12 protein-coding genes are annotated in these 16,616 nt (G+C 69.2%); 8 read left to right on the top strand and 4 right to left on the bottom strand.

Annotated features, from left to right (window positions below; translation table 11 throughout):
- Positions 1-15 precede the first annotated feature (15 nt).
- Positions 16-867, top strand: coding sequence for a formyltetrahydrofolate deformylase (gene purU, locus IB230_RS17405; RefSeq protein WP_192274134.1), 852 nt, complete (start codon positions 16-18; stop codon positions 865-867).
- A gap of 154 nt (positions 868-1,021) precedes the next feature.
- On the opposite strand, the gene IB230_RS17400 is transcribed toward purU, so the two are convergent.
- On the bottom strand, positions 1,022-2,359 hold the full coding sequence (locus tag IB230_RS17400) for an APC family permease (protein ID WP_192274133.1): 1,338 nt from the start codon (positions 2,357-2,359) through the stop codon (positions 1,022-1,024).
- Between the two features lie 150 nt (positions 2,360-2,509).
- Between IB230_RS17400 and IB230_RS17395 the strand changes: the two genes are divergently transcribed.
- Positions 2,510-3,814 (top strand): amidohydrolase, encoded by a 1,305-nt coding sequence (locus IB230_RS17395; RefSeq protein ID WP_192274132.1) that lies wholly within the window; start codon positions 2,510-2,512, stop codon positions 3,812-3,814.
- A gap of 97 nt (positions 3,815-3,911) precedes the next feature.
- Here IB230_RS17395 and IB230_RS17390 read toward each other — a convergent pair whose 3' ends face one another.
- Positions 3,912-4,700 (bottom strand): TSUP family transporter, encoded by a 789-nt coding sequence (locus IB230_RS17390; RefSeq protein WP_192274131.1) that lies wholly within the window; start codon positions 4,698-4,700, stop codon positions 3,912-3,914.
- A 93-nt stretch (positions 4,701-4,793) separates the two neighbouring features.
- On the opposite strand from IB230_RS17390, the gene IB230_RS17385 reads away from it, so the two are divergent.
- The 5 genes from IB230_RS17385 (at position 4,794) to IB230_RS17365 (ending at position 13,049) form a co-directional block, all read left to right on the top strand.
- Positions 4,794-5,675, top strand: coding sequence for a DUF6624 domain-containing protein (locus IB230_RS17385; protein ID WP_192274130.1), 882 nt, complete (start codon positions 4,794-4,796; stop codon positions 5,673-5,675).
- 43 nt (positions 5,676-5,718) lie between these two features.
- A complete protein-coding gene (locus tag IB230_RS17380) occupies positions 5,719-7,044 on the top strand; it encodes a M20 family metallopeptidase (protein WP_192274129.1) in 1,326 nt (441 codons plus the stop codon).
- A gap of 247 nt (positions 7,045-7,291) precedes the next feature.
- Positions 7,292-8,605 carry a serine/threonine-protein kinase gene (locus IB230_RS17375; RefSeq protein WP_192274128.1) on the top strand — a complete coding sequence of 438 codons (1,314 nt, stop codon included), beginning with the start codon at positions 7,292-7,294 and terminating at the stop codon, positions 8,603-8,605.
- Positions 8,606-8,706: 101 nt separating this feature from the next.
- Positions 8,707-10,179 (top strand): hypothetical protein, encoded by a 1,473-nt coding sequence (locus IB230_RS17370; RefSeq protein ID WP_192274127.1) that lies wholly within the window; start codon positions 8,707-8,709, stop codon positions 10,177-10,179.
- Complete coding sequence (locus tag IB230_RS17365) at positions 10,176-13,049, top strand: serine/threonine-protein kinase (protein WP_192274126.1); 2,874 nt, start codon at positions 10,176-10,178, stop codon at positions 13,047-13,049. The genes IB230_RS17370 and IB230_RS17365 overlap by 4 nt, the downstream gene beginning before the upstream one ends.
- 24 nt (positions 13,050-13,073) lie before the next feature.
- Here the strand turns inward: IB230_RS17365 and IB230_RS17360 are convergent, their stop codons facing one another.
- Positions 13,074-13,457, bottom strand: coding sequence for a YchJ family metal-binding protein (locus IB230_RS17360; RefSeq protein ID WP_192274125.1), 384 nt, complete (start codon positions 13,455-13,457; stop codon positions 13,074-13,076).
- Between the two features lie 118 nt (positions 13,458-13,575).
- A complete protein-coding gene (folE, locus tag IB230_RS17355; RefSeq protein WP_192274124.1) occupies positions 13,576-14,181 on the bottom strand; it encodes a GTP cyclohydrolase I FolE in 606 nt (201 codons plus the stop codon).
- A gap of 209 nt (positions 14,182-14,390) precedes the next feature.
- On the opposite strand from folE, the gene dcp reads away from it, so the two are divergent.
- Positions 14,391-16,538, top strand: coding sequence for a peptidyl-dipeptidase Dcp (gene dcp, locus IB230_RS17350; RefSeq protein WP_192274123.1), 2,148 nt, complete (start codon positions 14,391-14,393; stop codon positions 16,536-16,538).
- Positions 16,539-16,616 lie beyond the last annotated feature (78 nt).

Below are 16,616 nucleotides of genomic sequence, written 5' to 3'. Positions count from 1 at the left end.
CCCTCCGACATCCGAATGCGCCGCGACCACATCCTCACCCTCTCCTGCCCCGACACCACCGGCATCGTCTACCGCGTCACCGGCCTGCTGTACGAATCCGGCTGCAACATCCTCGACGCCCAGCAGTTCGGCGACGACGAATCGGGCCGGTTCTTCCTGCGCGTGCACTTCGACGTGCCCGGCGCGGCCGAGATCGATGTGCTGCAGGAAGGCTTCGCCTCGCTGGCGGAGATGTTCGGCATGGACTGGCAGATCCACGATGCCAGCCGCAAGGCACGCCTGATGGTGCTGGTCAGCAAGCAGGGCCACTGCCTCAACGACCTGCTGTTCCGTGTGCACAGCCGCCAGCTGCCGGTGGAGATCGCCTGCATCGCGTCCAACCACGCCGACTTCGCACCGCTGGCGCAGTCCTACGGCGTGGCCTTCCACCACCTGCCGGTGTCGGCGGGCAACCGGGTCGAGCAGGAGCGGCATATCGTCGACCTGGTCGAGCGCGAGCAGATCGATCTCGTCGTGCTGGCGCGCTACATGCAGATCCTATCGCCCGAGCTGTGCGACGCGCTGGCCGGCCGCGCCATCAACATCCACCACAGCTTCCTGCCCAGCTTCAAGGGCGCCAAGCCGTACCACCAGGCGCACCAGCGCGGGGTCAAGATCATCGGCGCCACGGCGCATTACGTGACCCGCGACCTCGACGAAGGCCCGATCATCGAACAGGACGTCGCCCGCGTGGATCATGCGATGACGCCGAAGGAACTGGTGCGCATGGGCAGCGACATCGAATCGCTGGTGCTTGCGCGCGCCGTGCGCCGCCATGTCGAACACCGCATCCTGTTGAACGGACACAGGACGGTGGTGTTCCGCTGATCCTTGCAGGAATGGGGGAAACAGGTGTGGGGATGTCAGGTCCCGGGATGTCAGGTGTGGGAGCGACGTAAGTCGCGAGCTCTTCTTGCAGCCTTGGGAAAAGCTTCGCGACTTACGTCGCTCCCACAACCAACTTTCCCACCGCTCCGGCAGCTCAGCTACCCACGCGCCGCCGCAGCCCGACCAGCACCGCATACACCACCGCCAGCACCACCACGGCCACGCCGATCGCCGTCCATTCGCGTGTGCTCAGCGTGGTGAGGATGGCGAGCATGCCCACCACCGCCAGCCCCGGCACCAGCGGACCGCCACGCAGCACGAACGGCTCGCCCCGCTCGCGCAGGTCGCTGCGCTGCGCGCGCCAGGCGGCGACGCAGACCATCACGTAGACCAGGCAGACCGCGCCGCCGGAGATCAGCACCAGCGCTTCGAAGTTGCCCAGCACCGCCAGCACGCAGGCGATGCCCGCATGCGCGGCCAGCGCCAGCAGCGGCACGCGATGCGTCGCGCTGACGCGACCAAAGGCCTGCGGCAGGTAGCCGTCGCGCCCCAGCGCAAACAGCAGCCGCGACGAGCCCAGCAGGTTGCCGAGCAGGAAGCCCGCCATAGAAATGCAGGCCGTCACCAGCAATGCGATCCGCGCCGGATCCCACAGCCGGCCTGCGGTTTCGGCGATCGGCACGCTGCTGCTGGCCAATGCCGGACCCAGCACACCCTGGCAGACGATCTGCAGGCCGAGGTACAGCAGCACCACCAGCAGGATCGCACTGAGCGCCGCGCGCGGCACGCTGCGCGAGGGGTCGCGCACTTCGCCACCCGGAATCAGCGCCGTCTCGACGCCGGAGTAGGCGAACACCACCATCACCATCGCCGCGCCCAGCGCACTCCATGACGGCACATCGGCGAAGGCGAAGCTGACCTGCGTGGTGTCGACAAAGGCGAGGCCCACGACCACCAGCAGGAACAGCGGCACCAGCTTCAGCGTGGCCAGCGCCATCACCGCCCGCGCGCCAAGCTTCACGCCGAACGCGTTGAGCGCGTAGATGGCGGCATACACGCCCAGCAGCAACAGCGCGCGCGGCAGTGGCGCATCGAAGACCGGCCACAGGCTGGCGGCCTGCAATGACAGCGCGGCTGCGACGCCGGCACTGGAGGCGACATTGCAGATCCACATCAGCGCGCCCGCGAGGAAGCCCGGGAGCGTGCCGAACACCGCACTGACGTAGGTGTAAGGGCCGCCGGTCGCAGAGGCACGGCTGCCGATCGCGGCGAAGCACAGCGCCACGGGTACCATCACCAGCGCACCGGCCAGCAGCGCCAGTGGCGCTGCGGCACCGACCTGCGACGACAGCGCCGCCGGCATCTTGAAGATGCCGCCGCCGACAATGATGTTGATGACCGCCGCCGCCAGCGCCAGGCTGCCGACCGCGCGCAGCAACGCGGCATCGCCCTGCAACGGGCGGGAGGAAGCGGGATCGGCGTCGCGGGTCATGGGCGTGCAGGCCTTTTCGTGGCCTGCGAGCCTGACACGCACGCGTATCGAATGCGAGCCGCGTGCACGCGTGCCCTCATGGTGATTCGCCATTGGACGCGCGCACCGCACGGGCTAGCATCGTGTTCCCCACCCGTTCCGGATGCCGCCATGCTTTGCGCCCACCGCCTGTTCGCCGCCCTGCTCGTCGCCACCGCCTCGCTGGCCGGCACGGACGCGCGGGCGCAGGACACCGCCTTCACTGCACTGGAGCAGGCGCAGCCGACGCTCGTGCAGTGGCGCCGCGACCTCCACCAGCATCCCGAACTGGGCGAGCAGGAAACGCGCACCGCGAAACTGGTCGCCGACCACCTGCGTTCGCTCGGCCTGAGCGTGCGCACCGGCGTCGGCAAGACCGGCGTGGTCGCGGTGCTGAAGGGCGCGAAGCCCGGCCCGCGCATCGCACTGCGTGCCGACATGGATGCACTGCCGGTCACCGAGCAGACGAACCTGCCGTTCGCATCCAAGGTCAAAGCCGAATACCGCGGCCAGCCAGTCGGCGTGATGCACGCCTGCGGCCATGATGCGCACGTCGCCATTCTGATGGGCGTGGCGCAGGCGCTGGTCGCGGCGAAGGACGACCTGCCGGGCGAAGTGATGTTCGTGTTCCAGCCGGCCGAGGAAGGCCCGCCGGTCGCAGGCGAGGTGTTCGGCGCGGCGCTGATGCTGCAGGAAGGCGTGTTCAAGGACTTCACCCCCGACGCCGTGTTCGGCCTGCATGTATGGGCCGGCCTGCCCGTCGGCACCGTCGGCTACCGCAGCGGTCCGCTGATGGCGGCGGCGGACGAATGGACGCTGGTGGTGCGCGGCAAGCAGACGCACGGCTCGCGGCCGTGGGATGGCGTGGACCCGATCACGCTGGGCGCGCAGATCCTGCTCGGCACGCAGAGCATGATCGCGCGGCAGGTGAACATCGCCGCCAACCCGGTCGTGCTGACCGCCGGCCAGTTCAACAGCGGCGTGCGCTTCAACATCATCCCCGATGAGGCGATGCTGGTCGGCACGCTGCGCACCTTCGAGCCGGCCGTACGCGAGGACGTGATCGCACGGTTCCGGCGGATTGCGACCGACTATGCGCATGCCAGCGAAGGCAACGCCGAACTGAAGGTGGTCAACAACGCGCCCGCGACGATCAACCAGCCGGCGCTGGCGCAGCGGGTGAGGCCGTCACTGGCGCGCGCGGTCGGCGAGGACAAGGTGATCGACGTAACGCCGGTGACCATCGCCGAGGACTTCTCGCAGTTCGCCAATACGGTGCCGGGCTTCTACTTCTTCGTCGGCTCGACCTCGGCCGGCATCGATCCCGCCACCGCGCCGATCAACCACTCGCCGCAGTTCCTGCTCGACGAACAGGCGCTGGAGACCGGTAGCAAGGCGATGCTGCAGGTGGCGTGGGATTACCTCCACACGCCTTGAGGGAGAATGGTTGTGGGAGCGACGTAAGTCGCGAGCTTTTCGTGTGGCCCGAGGAAGAGCATCGCGACTTACGTCGCTCCCACAACCACACCACGGGTCAGAACGACGCCACCCACACCCGCAACGGATGCTGCGGATCCGCCAGCAGGCGGATCGCCAGCGCGATGGAGACGGTCACCAGCAGCGGTTTGATGATGCGCGCGCCCTGCTTCATCGCGAAGCGCGAGCCGAGCTGTGCACCGAGGAACTGGCCCGCGCCCATCAGCAGGCCGACCTTCCACAGCACCGAACCGTGCAGCAGGAACACGACGAACGCGCCGAGGTTGGAGCCGAAGTTGAGGAACTTGGTGTGCGCGGTGGCCTTGAGGATGCCGAAACCCGCCAGCGCCACGAAGCCCAGCATCAGGAACGACCCGGTACCCGGCCCGAACACGCCGTCGTAGAAGCCGATCACCGGCACGAACGTCAGCGCGAACACCTGCGGGCGCATGCGCTGGTGCCGGTCCACATGGCCGATGTCCGGCTTCAGCCCGAAGTAGATGGCGATGCCGACCAGCAGGAACGGCAGCGCCCACTTCAGCCACTCGACCGGAATCACCGTCGCCAGCAGCGCGCCGCCCACCGCGCCCAGCGCGGCGGTGAGCACCATCGGCAACTGGCCCTTGAGATCGACGTGGCCATGCCGCGCGTACGCCCAGCTGGCCGAGCCGGAGCCGAACAGCGACTGCAGCTTGTTGGTGCCCAGCACCTGCAGCGGCGGAATGCCGGCCAGCAGCATCGCCGGGATGGTCACCATGCCGCCGCCACCGGCGATGGCATCGATGAAGCCCGCCAGCATCGCGGCGAGAAACAGCAGCAGGAGCACCTGCAGGGCGAGGTCGGGCATGGAAGAACGCTGTCGGGGGGCTGTCGTCCACGCCAATGGCGGGTGGAACGCGTGTGTATTCTAGGACCTCCTCCATCGCCAGGGACGACGACGATGCGTATCCCCCGCTTCCTGATCGCTTGCGCAGGCGTCTGCGCCATCGCCGCCACCCACGCCGCCGACCATCGCAGCGCGCTGGGCGCCTACAAGGCGAAGGACTACCCCGCCTGCGCGCGCCTGTACGGCCAGCAGGCCGATCGCACTCCGCCCGTGCGCGGTGCCGCCTACGACACCGCATGCTGCCTGGCGTTGGCAGGCGACAGCGAAGGCGCGCTTTCCCGCCTCGAAGCGACGCCTTCTGACCTGCTGCGCAGCCATATCGCCGACGACGCCGACCTAGTGTCCCTGCACGACGATCCGCGCTGGCAGGTGTTGCTGGCCCGCTACCGGGGCGACATGGCATCGCTGGTAAGCCGCCGCGACGACGCCCTGCTGGATGAACTCCAGCACCGCATCGACAAGGACCAGGAGGCCCGCAACCGGGCGATGCGGGACCCGGAGAATGCGGCCGTTGCCGCCACGCTGGGTGAGGTCGATCGCGACAACACCGCCTGGCTGAAAGCCTATCTGGCAGAACACGGATGGCCGGGCTACGACCTCGTCGGCAGGAGCGGCAGCCAGGGCTTCTTCCTGCTGGCCCAGCATGCCGACCAGGATCCGGCGTTCCAGGAACAGGTGCTGGTGATGCTGCATGACGCCGTTTCGCGTCAGCAGGCGTCCGGCATCCATCTGGCCTACCTGACCGACCGCGTACGCCTTGCCCAGGGCAAACCGCAGCTTTATGGAACGCAGTTCCACACGGTGGACGGAAAGCTGCAGCCTCAAGCGATCGAGGATGCCGAACACGTGGAGGCGCGTCGCGCCGCCCTTGGCATGGAATCGCTGGCCGAGTACACCGCCAACATCGAAGACATGTACGCGACACCGGCGAAGTAAGCGACTACTGTCTGCCTCTCCTTCCCTCCTGCCGGACGTCGCCATGCATAACCGACTGCTGCTTTCCGCCCTCACGCTGGCCATCGCATCGGTCGGCAGTCCGGTACGGGCGCAGGAGGCCGCGCCCGTCCAGCGAACCGAGGTCGCCGCCGCCGGCAAGGCCCTGCAGCAGCAGGTGGTCGACTGGCGCCGGCATTTCCATCAGTACCCGGAACTGTCGAACCGCGAGGAGCAGACGGCGAAACGCGTGGCCGAGGAACTGCGCAAGCTGGGGCTTCAGCCGCGCACGGGCATCGCGCACCATGGCGTCACCGCCGTCATCAAGGGCGGCAAGCCCGGCCCGCGCATCGCCCTGCGCGCCGACATGGATGCGCTGCCGGTGACCGAGCGCAACAGCCTGCCGTTCGCATCGAAGGCGACCGCGACCTATCGCGGCGAGACCGTCGGCGTGATGCACGCCTGTGGCCATGACGCGCATACCGGCATCCTGCTGGGCGTGGCGAAGTCGCTGGCGGCGATGAAGGACCAGTTGCCGGGTGAAGTACTGCTGGTGTTCCAGCCCGCCGAGGAAGGCGCGCCGGCCGGCGAGGAAGGCGGTGCGTCGCTGATGCTGGCCGAAGGCGTGTTCAAGGACTTCAAGCCGGAGGCGGTGTTCGGCCTGCATGTGTTCTCGTCGATCCCGGTCGGCCAGATCGGCGTGCGCCAGGGGCCGTTGATGGCGGCGTCGGATGCCTTCACGCTGAAGGTCATCGGCCGGCAGACGCATGGCTCGCGGCCGTGGGGCGGCATCGATCCGATCGTGGCGATGGCCGACATCATCGGCACCACCCAGACCATCGTCAGTCGTCGTACCGACATCTCGAAACTGCCGGCGGTGGTCAGCTTCGGCGCGATCAAGGGCGGCATCCGCTACAACATCATTCCCGACGACGTGGAAGTGGTCGGCACCATCCGCACCTTCGACGAGGGCATGCGGAAGAAGATCTTCGCCGACCTGAAGAACGTCGCCACGCATGTCGCCGCCGCGCATGGTGCGAAGGTGGAAGCGAGCGTGCCCGACAACGACGGCAACCCCGTCACCGTCAACAACCCCGAGTTGACCGCGCGGATGCTGCCCAGCCTGCAGGCCGTTGTCGGCGCCGACAACGTCATCACGCCGTCGCTGCAGATGGGGGCGGAGGACTTCTCGTTCTACGCGCGCGAAGTGCCCTCGATGTTCTTCTTCGTCGGCAGCACCGCCAAGGGCATCGATCCGGTCGCGGCGCCGAGCAACCACTCGCCGGAGTTCATGCTGGACGAAGGCGCGCTCGACGTCGGCCTGCGCGCGCTGCTGCAGGTGACGCTGGACTATCTGGGCGCCGAGCGTTGAATCGCCGGGGCGCCAGCCGGGCCTGCACCTCCGCTGCCTGACGCGCGCCGCCGCGCAGCCTCAACTCACTCTAGAGCCCGGGGATTGCTGCATGCCGGGCAGAAGACAACAATGCGGCGTCTGACACCGGAGGGTCCGGAGGAGGTCCGGTCATCGCCACCCCGCAGTCGAGCGCGTTTCCGCCTCTCATGGCGCATGCACGCCGGGTTCGCCGTGCGCTGACGGCCGGTGCCGCCGGGACGTCTCCGTGACTCCGGCCTACATCCGGGCCCTGGCGTTGTTCGACGACATCGTCGCGCTGGCGCCTGCACCGCGGGAACGCGCGCTGGCCGCATTGGCGGCCGAGGACGCCGCCGTGCACGACGCGCTGCAACGCCTGCTGGCGACCGACGACGACCTGGCCGGTAACGATGCGCCGGAACATGCACTGGACGGACTGACCGACCAGCTGTTCCAGCACGAGGCCAGCCCTGCCGGCACCGATCCGCGCGTGGGCCAACGGCTCGGCCCCTGGCGGATCGATGCGGTGATCGAGACCGGCGGGATGGGGACGGTCTACGAGGCCTGGCGCGACGACGGCCAGTACCGGCAACGCGTGGCCCTGAAATGCATGCGCCACGAACTGTCGTCACCAAGGCTGGTGGAGAGCTTCCTGCGCGAGCGGGAAGCGCTCGCATCGCTCGAGCACCCCGGGATCGCCGCGCTGATCGATGGCGGCATCGACGTCAGCGGGCGTCCGTGGTTCGCGATGCGCTACGTGGACGGCATGCCGATCGACCAATGGTGCGACCGGCACCGCGCCAGCGTGGAGCAGCGCATCGACTTGCTGGTACAGGCCTGCGATGCCCTGGCGTACGCCCACGCACGCTTGGTCCTGCACCAGGACATCAAGCCGACCAACCTGCTGGTGACGCCGGACGCGCAAGTGCAACTGCTGGACTTCGGCCTGACGGCATCGCTGGCGGTCGACACGCCGGCGCCCCGTGTGGCGATCTCCGAAGGCTACGCGCCACCGGAAGCCACGAGTGACGATCGTCCGACCGTCGCGTCGGACCTCTGGTCGCTCGGCATGGTGATGTATCGGCTGCTGTGCGATCGACTGCCCGTCACCGCCTCGCCCTGGTGGCTGATGAAGGAGGGCACCCCTCCTCGGGCGGCGTCGATGTCGCAGGTGGCCGGCGACATGCCCGCCGCGGCCGCATGCGTGCGCGGCCACCGCGACGGGCGCACGCTGGCGCACCGACTCGCCGGGGATCTGGATGCCATCGCACTGCGCTGCATCGCGCTCGATCCGGCGCAACGCTATGCATCGGCCATCGCCTTGCGCGACGACCTGCTCGCCTGGCGCCGGCGACGTCCCGTGCAGGCGCGGAACGGAGGCGTGCTGTATCGCGGCGGTCGCTTCGTCAGCCGGCATCGCATCGCGGTCGGGTTGGCCGGCCTGCTCCTGGTGACGTGTGTTGTCGGCGCGGGCGTCGCGGCCTGGCAGGTCGAGCGCAACGCGCGCGAGGCGGCCGCGACGCTGGCCCTGTCGGACGTGTTCGAGCAGACCTGGGCATAGCCACGCTGTCGGGACTGGGGGATACCGCGCTGACCTCGCGCGAACTGCTGCAGGATACGGAAGGGCGGATACGGGCCGTCGCCGGCGATCAGCATCCCGCCGTGCTGTCGCGTGGCCTGGCGATCCTCGCCCGCAACTACACGGTACTCGGCGACTATCCGCGCGGCACCGCGCTCGCACGCGAGGCGGCGGCGCTGACCGCGGGCGATCCGGTCGCGGATGCGCAGGACCAGGCCACGCTGGCGTCCCTGCTCAATCTGCAGGGCAAGCATGCGGAGGCACAGCAGGTAGCGCGGCTCGCGCTGGCGGCGCTGCCCGACGATGAGCGGCCTGTCAGGCTGCAAGTGATGATGGAGATCGCCCGCAGCGAATGGAACGAGTTGCAGCGGGCGCAGGCCCAGAAGACGCTCGAACAGGCCATGGCGCTCGCGCAACAATCGGGCAACCGCGTCGCGCAGGCGGAACTCCACCGGCAGCGCGGCTCGTGGCACGCCCGCCTGCGCCACATCCGCGACGCGGAGAGTGACATGAAGCAGGCCATCGCCCTGGCTGGCGCGAGCGCTCCGCTGGTCGCCAACGAGGCGCGCCATTCGCTGGCTGGCTTGCTGCTGCTGGAGGAACGCGCGACCGAGGCGGTACAGGTGGCGCGTGTGCAGTTGGAAGAGGCGCGCAAGCGGCTCGGTGAAGCGCATCCGCTCGTCGGCCGCGCATGGTGGCGCCTGGCCAATGCGCAGTGCGTCAACGCGCAGCTGGACGCGTGCGCGACCTCCATCGGACGCGCCGACGTGGTCGTGCGCCAGTCGCTAGGCGAGTCGCATCCGGATTATGCGGACGTGCTCCGCATCCGGTCGCAGCTGGCCGCATGGCGGCAGCCCGAGTCCGACGCGGACATTCCGCTGCTGCGGCGCGCGTACGCCATCATGCGGGCGTGGTATCCCCGCGGCAACGAACATACCCAGAAGATGCAGACCGAACTGGGCAGCCGCCTGCTCGCGGTACGTCCCGCGAGTCCGCAGGCACGCACGCGCAACCTCGACGAAGCGCTCGCCCTGCTGGAGGCACCTCTGGCGCGGCAGAGCGCGACGGGGGTGCCGCTGCGGCCGAACCACCGGTCCACGCTGGCGCAGGCGCTGCTGACGCGGGATGCCCCCGGCGATCGCGCGCGCGTGCGCGCCCTGCTCGCGGAAAACCTGCGCGTGATGGCACCTTATCCGCAAGGCTACAGCGCGCGCTTCAGCGACGGGCTGTGCGAGGCGCAGTTGCTGCTCCGCGAAGGCGATGCCGCGGGTGCGGAGGCGCGGGTACTCGCCCTGCTGCCCGGGCTCGCACGCCACCAGGCCGTCACCAGCAACCGCTTCTCCCTGCGCGATGCCTGGCTGCTGCGCGCCGAGATCGCCGCCGGACGCGGCGACCGGAGGCAGGCGCGGGTGTTCCTGGTCGACGCCCTGCGGCACACGAAGGCGTCGTTCGGCCCACGACACCCGGCGGCGCGAAGACTGGAAGACCTGCTGTCCGCATTCGATCGCACCGGTCGCCTGGCGCACTCCCACTCCCTCTCTACCCGACCGGCATGAGCCCGGCATTCGCCCGTGCATTGGCGCTGTTCGACGACTGCGTGGCGATGTCGCCCGCAGAGCGCGCCACCCTGCTGGCCGGACTCCTGGAACGCGACCCGGATACCCACCGTGCGCTGGCAGCGCTGCTGGCGTCGGACAAAGCCCTGGAAGCGGGCGAACACGATTCATTGCCGCGGATCGCCCTGGACGCGCTGTCCCCAGGATCGTCTGCGCTGATGATCAGCGACGCGGCGGACGCTCGGGTCGGCAGCCGGCTGGGGCCGTGGCGGATAGAACGCGTGCTGGCATCCGGCGGCATGGGCACGGTGTACGAGGCCTGGCGCGACGACGGCCAGTACCAGCAGCGCGTCGCGCTGAAGTGCATCCGCGGCGAACTGACATCGCCGCGGCTGGTCGAGAGCTTCCGCCGTGAGCGCGAAGCGCTCGCGGCGTTGGACCATCCCGGCATCGCCACGCTGTTCGACGGCGGCGTCGAGCCCGACGGACAGCCCTGGTTCGCGATGCGCTACGTGCACGGCGCACAGATCGACGCCTGGTGCGACGCCCGCGGCGCCGGGCTGCGCCGGCGCGTGGAACTGCTGGTGCAGGCCTGCGACGCCCTCGCCTACGCCCACGAACGGCTGGTGCTGCACCAGGACATCAAGCCCTCCAACCTGATGGTCAACGACACCGGCCAGGTGCAGATGCTGGATTTCGGCCTGACCGTCTCGCTCGCGAGCCCTGAAGCCGTGCCACGGCTCGCGGCTTCCGATGGCTACACCGCGCCCGAAGCGCTGGCCGGCGCCCTCCCCGCCGTCACCATGGACGTGTGGTCGATGGGGATCCTGATGTACCGCCTGCTAGGCGGCGTATTGCCGCATGCGTCCACGCGCCTGTTGTCGACCGTGTTGATGCAGCACGAGCATCGTCCTTCGCTGATGTCGCATCTCGCGGCGCAGGGAGCCTCATCCACCGCGCTGGCCCGCGGCTTCGACACGTCGGGCGAGCTGGCGCGTGCGCTGTCGGGCGATCTGGATGCCATCGCCGCGCGCTGCATCGCGCGCGACCCCGGGCAGCGTTACCCGTCCATCGCCGCCCTGCGCGACGATCTGGCGGCATGGCTGCAGCAACGCCCCGTGCAGGCGCGCGCCGGAGGCATGGCTTATCGCACGGGGCGGCTTCTGCAGCGCCACCGGCTGACCGCGTCGCTGGTCGCGCTGGCCTTGCTGGTGATGGCGGGCAGCCTGGGCGTGATCGCCTGGCGGGAACGCAGCGCGGCCGACGAGACCCGGTCCAGCCTCGCGCTGTCGCAGGTATTCGAACAGATGCTGGGCCATGCCACCGTGTCGGGCCTCGGCGATACGCCGCTGTCGTCGCGCGCGCTGCTGCAGGACACCGAACGCCGGGTCCGCGCCTTGCCGCTGCAGGAGCATCCGGTCGTGCTGGCGCGCGGGCTGTCGATGCTGGCGCGCAACTACAGCGTGCTCGGCGACTATCCGCGTGCGGTCCGGCTTGCGCAGGAAGCTGCACGGCTGCAGGGCGACGATCCCGCGGCCCGGGCCACGGCACAGGCCACGCTGGCCGCGCTGCTCAACCTGCACGGCAAGCCGCGCGAAGCGCAGGCCGCCGCTCGGGAAGGGCTGGCCGTGCCCGACGGTGCCGACAACGCGACGGCCCACCTGCAACTGCTGACCGAACTGGCGCGCAGCCATTGGGACCTGGCCGAACCGGACGCGGCACGCCGCGCCCTGGACGAGGCGCTGGCACTGGCCGGGCAGCACGGACGGGCGTCCTCGCAGGCGGAACTGCTGATCCTGCGCGGCTACTGGAGCACGCGCCTGGCCCGGTTCGCGGAGGCCGATGCCGACCTGCAGCGCGCGATCGCCCTGGCCGAAAGGGATTTCCCGCTGGTCGCCAACGACGCGCGTCGCATCCGCGCGCAGAACCTGCTGCTGCAGGACCGCGTGGAGGAGGGCCAGACGATCGCCGACGACCTGCTTTCCGATTATCGGCGCCGCCTGGGCGACGCGCACCCGCTGGTGGGCCGCGCCTGGCGCGTGGTGGCGAACCTGCAGTGCGCCGGTGGCCAGCTCGAGACGTGCGCGGCCTCCATCGAACACGCCGAGCGGATCGTCCGGCAGCACTATGGGGAGCAGCATCCGGAGTTCGCCGACGTGCTGCGCGTGCGCTCGCTGCTGGGCATCTTCGGCCGTGCCAACGAGAGCGACGGCGTCGCACTGCTGCGCCGTGCCGAGGCCTTGCTGACCGCCACCTACCCAGAACGGCACGAGACCGTACTGCGCGTCCGCAACATGCTCGCCCGACGCCTGATCCTGTCGAACGACATCGCCTCGCGCGCCGCCACGCTGGACGAAGCCATCGCGCTGATGGAGCGGGTACACGACGCGCATGAACGCAGCCACCTCCCGCTGCAACCCCTGTACCGGATCACGCTGGCCCAGGGTCTCATGCTGCGCGCGGGCGACGGCGACAGGGCACGCGCCCAGCGGTTGCTGGAACTGAACGAGTGCGCGCTCAAAGCCTATCCGCCGGCGTACAGCATGGGGTTCTACAACCACTACCTGCTCGCGCGGGTCGCCTACGACGAGGGAGATCACACGCACGCCGACGCGCTGCTGGCCGACCTCGTCGCGCCGCTGCGCCAGCACCTGACCACCATCAACAACCGGTTCGTGCTGCGCAACGCGCTGATGCTGCGCGCGATGATCGCGCTCCGAGCCGACGACCGCGACCACGCCCGCGCATTGCTGGCAGATGCCCTCGCCCACGTGGAAGCCACCTTCGAACCCGGGCACCAGGCCATCCAGCGCACGCGCGCACAGGTGCAGGCACTCGACCGGACCGGCACCTTCGCGTTGCTGGACTAGGCACGCCGGCACGCGCCGAAGCGCTCAGCGATGCTCGCCGTCGAGGTAGTACCAGCGGCCGTCGATGCGCACGAAGCGGCTCGACTCCTGCATCCGCACCGCGCTGCCGCCGCCGATGCGGTAGCGCGCGACGAACTCGACTTCGGCCGTCTCCGGCCCGGTGGCGCGGTGCGATTTCACTGACAGCCCCAGCCACGTAGTCTTCGCTGCACCCGCCGCATCCAGCCCCAGTTCGGCCGGGCGCGTATCGGGATGCCAGCTGGCGCGCAGGTAGTCCGCATCGCCGAGCACGAAGGCGCTGTAGCGCGAGCGCATCAGTGACTCGGCATCGGGCGCAGGCTCGCCTGCGTGGTAGCGGCCGCAACAGGCGGCGTAGTCGCGGCCGGTACCGCAGGGGCAGAGGGTCATGGCAGGGCTGGCTGTTTGTGGGAGCGACGTAAGTCGCGAAGGGGCCTCCGCGGCGATTCATCGCGACTTACGTCGCTCCCACACCCACCCCTCCACCTGGATCGGACATCGGCACCCGTCAACGGCGGTTGTGACCCGTCTCGATGAACCGCAGGAACTCCGCGCGCGTGCGCGCATCCTCGCGGAACGTGCCCAGCATCTTGCTGGTCACCATGCTGACGCCGCGCTTGTGCACGCCGCGCGTGGTCATGCATTCGTGCGCGCCGTCGACCACGACGGCCACGCCGCGCGGCTGCAGCACGTCCTGGATGCATTGCGCGATCTGCGCGGTCATCTTCTCCTGCACCTGGAAGCGGCGCGCATACACGTCCACCACGCGCGCCAGCTTGCTGATGCCGACCACCTTGCCGTCCGGCAGGTAGCCCACGTGCGCGCGGCCGATGATCGGGGCCATGTGGTGCTCGCAGTGGCTTTCGAACTCGATGTCGCGCAGCACGATCATCTCGTCGTACCCGGCGACTTCCTCGAAGGTGCGCGCCAGGTACTCGCGCGGATCCATCTGGTAGCCGCTGAACCAATCCCGGTACGCCTTGGCGACGCGCTTGGGCGTATCCAGCAGGCCTTCGCGCGTGGGGTCCTCGCCCGCCCACTCCAGCAGCACGCGCACGGCGTCTTCGGCCTGCGCCTGGCTCACCTTGCCGGGTTTGTCGTCGGACTGACTCATCGGATGGATTCCTGCGGGGGGCGTGGAGGATACCGCATCCGTCCTTCCGGCCCTGTCCACCGGTGGCGCCACGGCGTGCGCTTTGCCCATCGCGGCGGATCGACCGGGGCACTCCCCAACCGGCGTGGACTGGCGCACGCTATGCGCCGGTCCACCACCGTGACGGGCGATCCCGTCGTACTTCCCGCTGTCCGTTCCGGAGCCTCTCCATGCTGCGTACGCTGTTGCTCTCCTCCGCCATCGCCGTCGCCCTGTCCGCTTGCGGCGACCGCCCCGCTGCCGAATCCGCCATGCCCGCCACCGCCACCACGCCCGCCGAAAGCGCGAATCCCCTGCTCACCGCCAGCGCGCTGCCGTTCCAGGCGCCGCCGTTCGACAAGATCAAGGACGCCGACTACCAGCCGGCGATCGAGGAAGGCATGCGCCAGCACCTCGCCGAGGTGCGCACCATCGCCGACAACGCCGAGCCAGCCACCTTCGCCAACACCTTCGAGGCGCTGGAGCGCAGCGGCACGCTGCTGACCCGCGCGACCACCGTGTTCTTCGCGATGACCGGCGCCAACACCAATCCCGCGCTGCAGGCCGCCGAAGAAGCGCTGGCGCCGAAGCTGGCCGAACACAGCGACAGCATCCACCTGGATCCGAAGCTCTTCGCCCGCGTGAAGTCGGTCTACGACCAGCGCGACACGCTCGGCCTGACGCCTGAGCAGAAGACCGTGGTCGAGCACACCTACGACGGCTTCGTCCGCGCCGGCGCGCAGCTGTCCGACGCCGACAAGGCCGAACTGCGCACGCTCAACAGCGAGGAGTCCTCGCTGACCACCGCGTTCGGCACCAAGCTGCTGGCGGCCGGCAATGCGGGCGGCGTGTTCGTGACCGACAAGGTGAAGCTCGACGGCATGGACGAAGGCGCCATCGCTGCTGCGGCCGATGCCGCCAAGGCGGCCGGCAAGGACGGCCAGTGGCTGCTGAGCCTGCAGAACACCACGCAGCAGCCGTCGCTCGGGTCGCTGAAGGATCGCGCGCTGCGCGAGCAGCTGATGGCCGCCTCGCTGGGCCGCGCCGAGAAGGGCGACGGCAACGACACCCGTGCAACGATCCAGCGCCTGGCCGAACTGCGTGCGCGCAAGGCGCAGCTGCTCGGCTTTCCGAACTACGCCGCCTACAGCATCGCCGACCAGATGGCCGGCACGCCCGAAGTCGCGCTGAAGCTGCTGACCGACACCGTGCCCGCCGCCACCGCGCGTGCGCGCGCCGAGCTGGCCAAGATCCAGGGCGTGGTCGACGCGCAGAAGGGCGGCTTCACCGCTGGCGCGGCCGACTGGGACTTCTATGCCGAACAGGTGCGCAAGGCCGAGTTCGACCTGGACGAATCGCAGATCAAGCCGTACTTCGAGCTGGACCGCGTGCTGAAGGACGGCGTGTTCTTCGCCGCGCACGAGCTGTACGGGATCACCGCGAAGGAGCGCAAGGACATCCCGGTCTACCACCCGGACGTGCGCGTGTTCGACATCATGGACGCCGACGGCAAGCAGCTGGCGCTGTTCTACCTGGATCCGTTCAAGCGCGAGAGCAAGCAGGGCGGCGCGTGGATGGGCAACTTCGTCGAGCAGAATGGCCTGACCGGCGACATCCCGGTGGTCTACAACGTGGAGAACTTCACCAAGCCTGCCGCCGGCCAGCCCGCGCTGCTGAGCTTCGACGACGTCACCACGCTGTTCCACGAGTTCGGCCATGCGCTGCACGGCTTCTTCTCGAAGACGCAGTACCCGAGCGTGGCCGGCACCAACGTGCCGCGCGACTTCGTCGAGTTCCCGTCGCAGTTCAACGAGCACTGGGCGCTGGACCCGAAGGTGTTCGCCAACTACGCCAAGCACCACCAGACCGGCGAGGCGATGCCGCAGGCGCTGGTCGACAAGATCGTCAAGGCACGCACGTTCAACCAGGGCTACGCGACCACGGAATACCTGTCGGCCGCGCTGCTGGATCTGGCGTGGCATCTGCAGCCGGCCGGCGCCGGCAAGCAGGACGTCGACGCGTTCGAGAAGCAGGCGCTGGCCAAGTACAAGGTGGACATCGCCGCGGTGCCGCCGCGCTACCGCACCAGCTACTTCAGCCACATCTGGGGCGGTGGTTATGCGGCCGGTTACTACGCCTACTTCGGCGCGGAAGTGCTCGACCACGACGCCTTCCAGTGGTTCCGCGAGAACGGCGGCCTGACCCGCCAGAACGGCCAGACGTTCCGCGACAAGGTGCTGTCGATCGGCCACTCGCGCGATCTCGCGACCGCCTACCGCGAGTTCCGCGGCAAGGATCCCAGCGTCGAACCGCTGCTGGAGCACCGCGGCCTGAAGTAAGGCAGCGTGGTGTACGCAACACGGACGAAGGCCCGCACAAGCGGGCCTTCTTCTTTCCGCCGTACATGTGCGCGGATG

Origin of the sequence: Pseudoxanthomonas sp. PXM01, assembly GCF_014851815.1 — a bacterium.
Taxonomy (GTDB): domain Bacteria; phylum Pseudomonadota; class Gammaproteobacteria; order Xanthomonadales; family Xanthomonadaceae; genus Pseudoxanthomonas_A.
Note: the sequence above shows the minus strand (reverse complement) of the source record. Positions and strands in the feature narration are given on the sequence as shown.

Excerpts from the sequence above, each read along its gene's own strand:
- purU (WP_192274134.1), top strand. The coding sequence starts at position 16 with ATGCGCCGCGACCACATCCTCACCCTCTCCTGCCCCGACACCACCGGC.
- IB230_RS17400 (WP_192274133.1), bottom strand. The coding sequence starts at position 2,359 with ATGACCCGCGACGCCGATCCCGCTTCCTCCCGCCCGTTGCAGGGCGAT.
- IB230_RS17395 (WP_192274132.1), top strand. The coding sequence starts at position 2,510 with ATGCTTTGCGCCCACCGCCTGTTCGCCGCCCTGCTCGTCGCCACCGCC.
- IB230_RS17390 (WP_192274131.1), bottom strand. The coding sequence starts at position 4,700 with ATGCCCGACCTCGCCCTGCAGGTGCTCCTGCTGCTGTTTCTCGCCGCG.
- IB230_RS17385 (WP_192274130.1), top strand. The coding sequence starts at position 4,794 with ATGCGTATCCCCCGCTTCCTGATCGCTTGCGCAGGCGTCTGCGCCATC.
- IB230_RS17380 (WP_192274129.1), top strand. The coding sequence starts at position 5,719 with ATGCATAACCGACTGCTGCTTTCCGCCCTCACGCTGGCCATCGCATCG.
- IB230_RS17365 (WP_192274126.1), top strand. The coding sequence starts at position 10,176 with ATGAGCCCGGCATTCGCCCGTGCATTGGCGCTGTTCGACGACTGCGTG.
- IB230_RS17360 (WP_192274125.1), bottom strand. The coding sequence starts at position 13,457 with ATGACCCTCTGCCCCTGCGGTACCGGCCGCGACTACGCCGCCTGTTGC.
- folE (WP_192274124.1), bottom strand. The coding sequence starts at position 14,181 with ATGAGTCAGTCCGACGACAAACCCGGCAAGGTGAGCCAGGCGCAGGCC.
- dcp (WP_192274123.1), top strand. The coding sequence starts at position 14,391 with ATGCTGCGTACGCTGTTGCTCTCCTCCGCCATCGCCGTCGCCCTGTCC.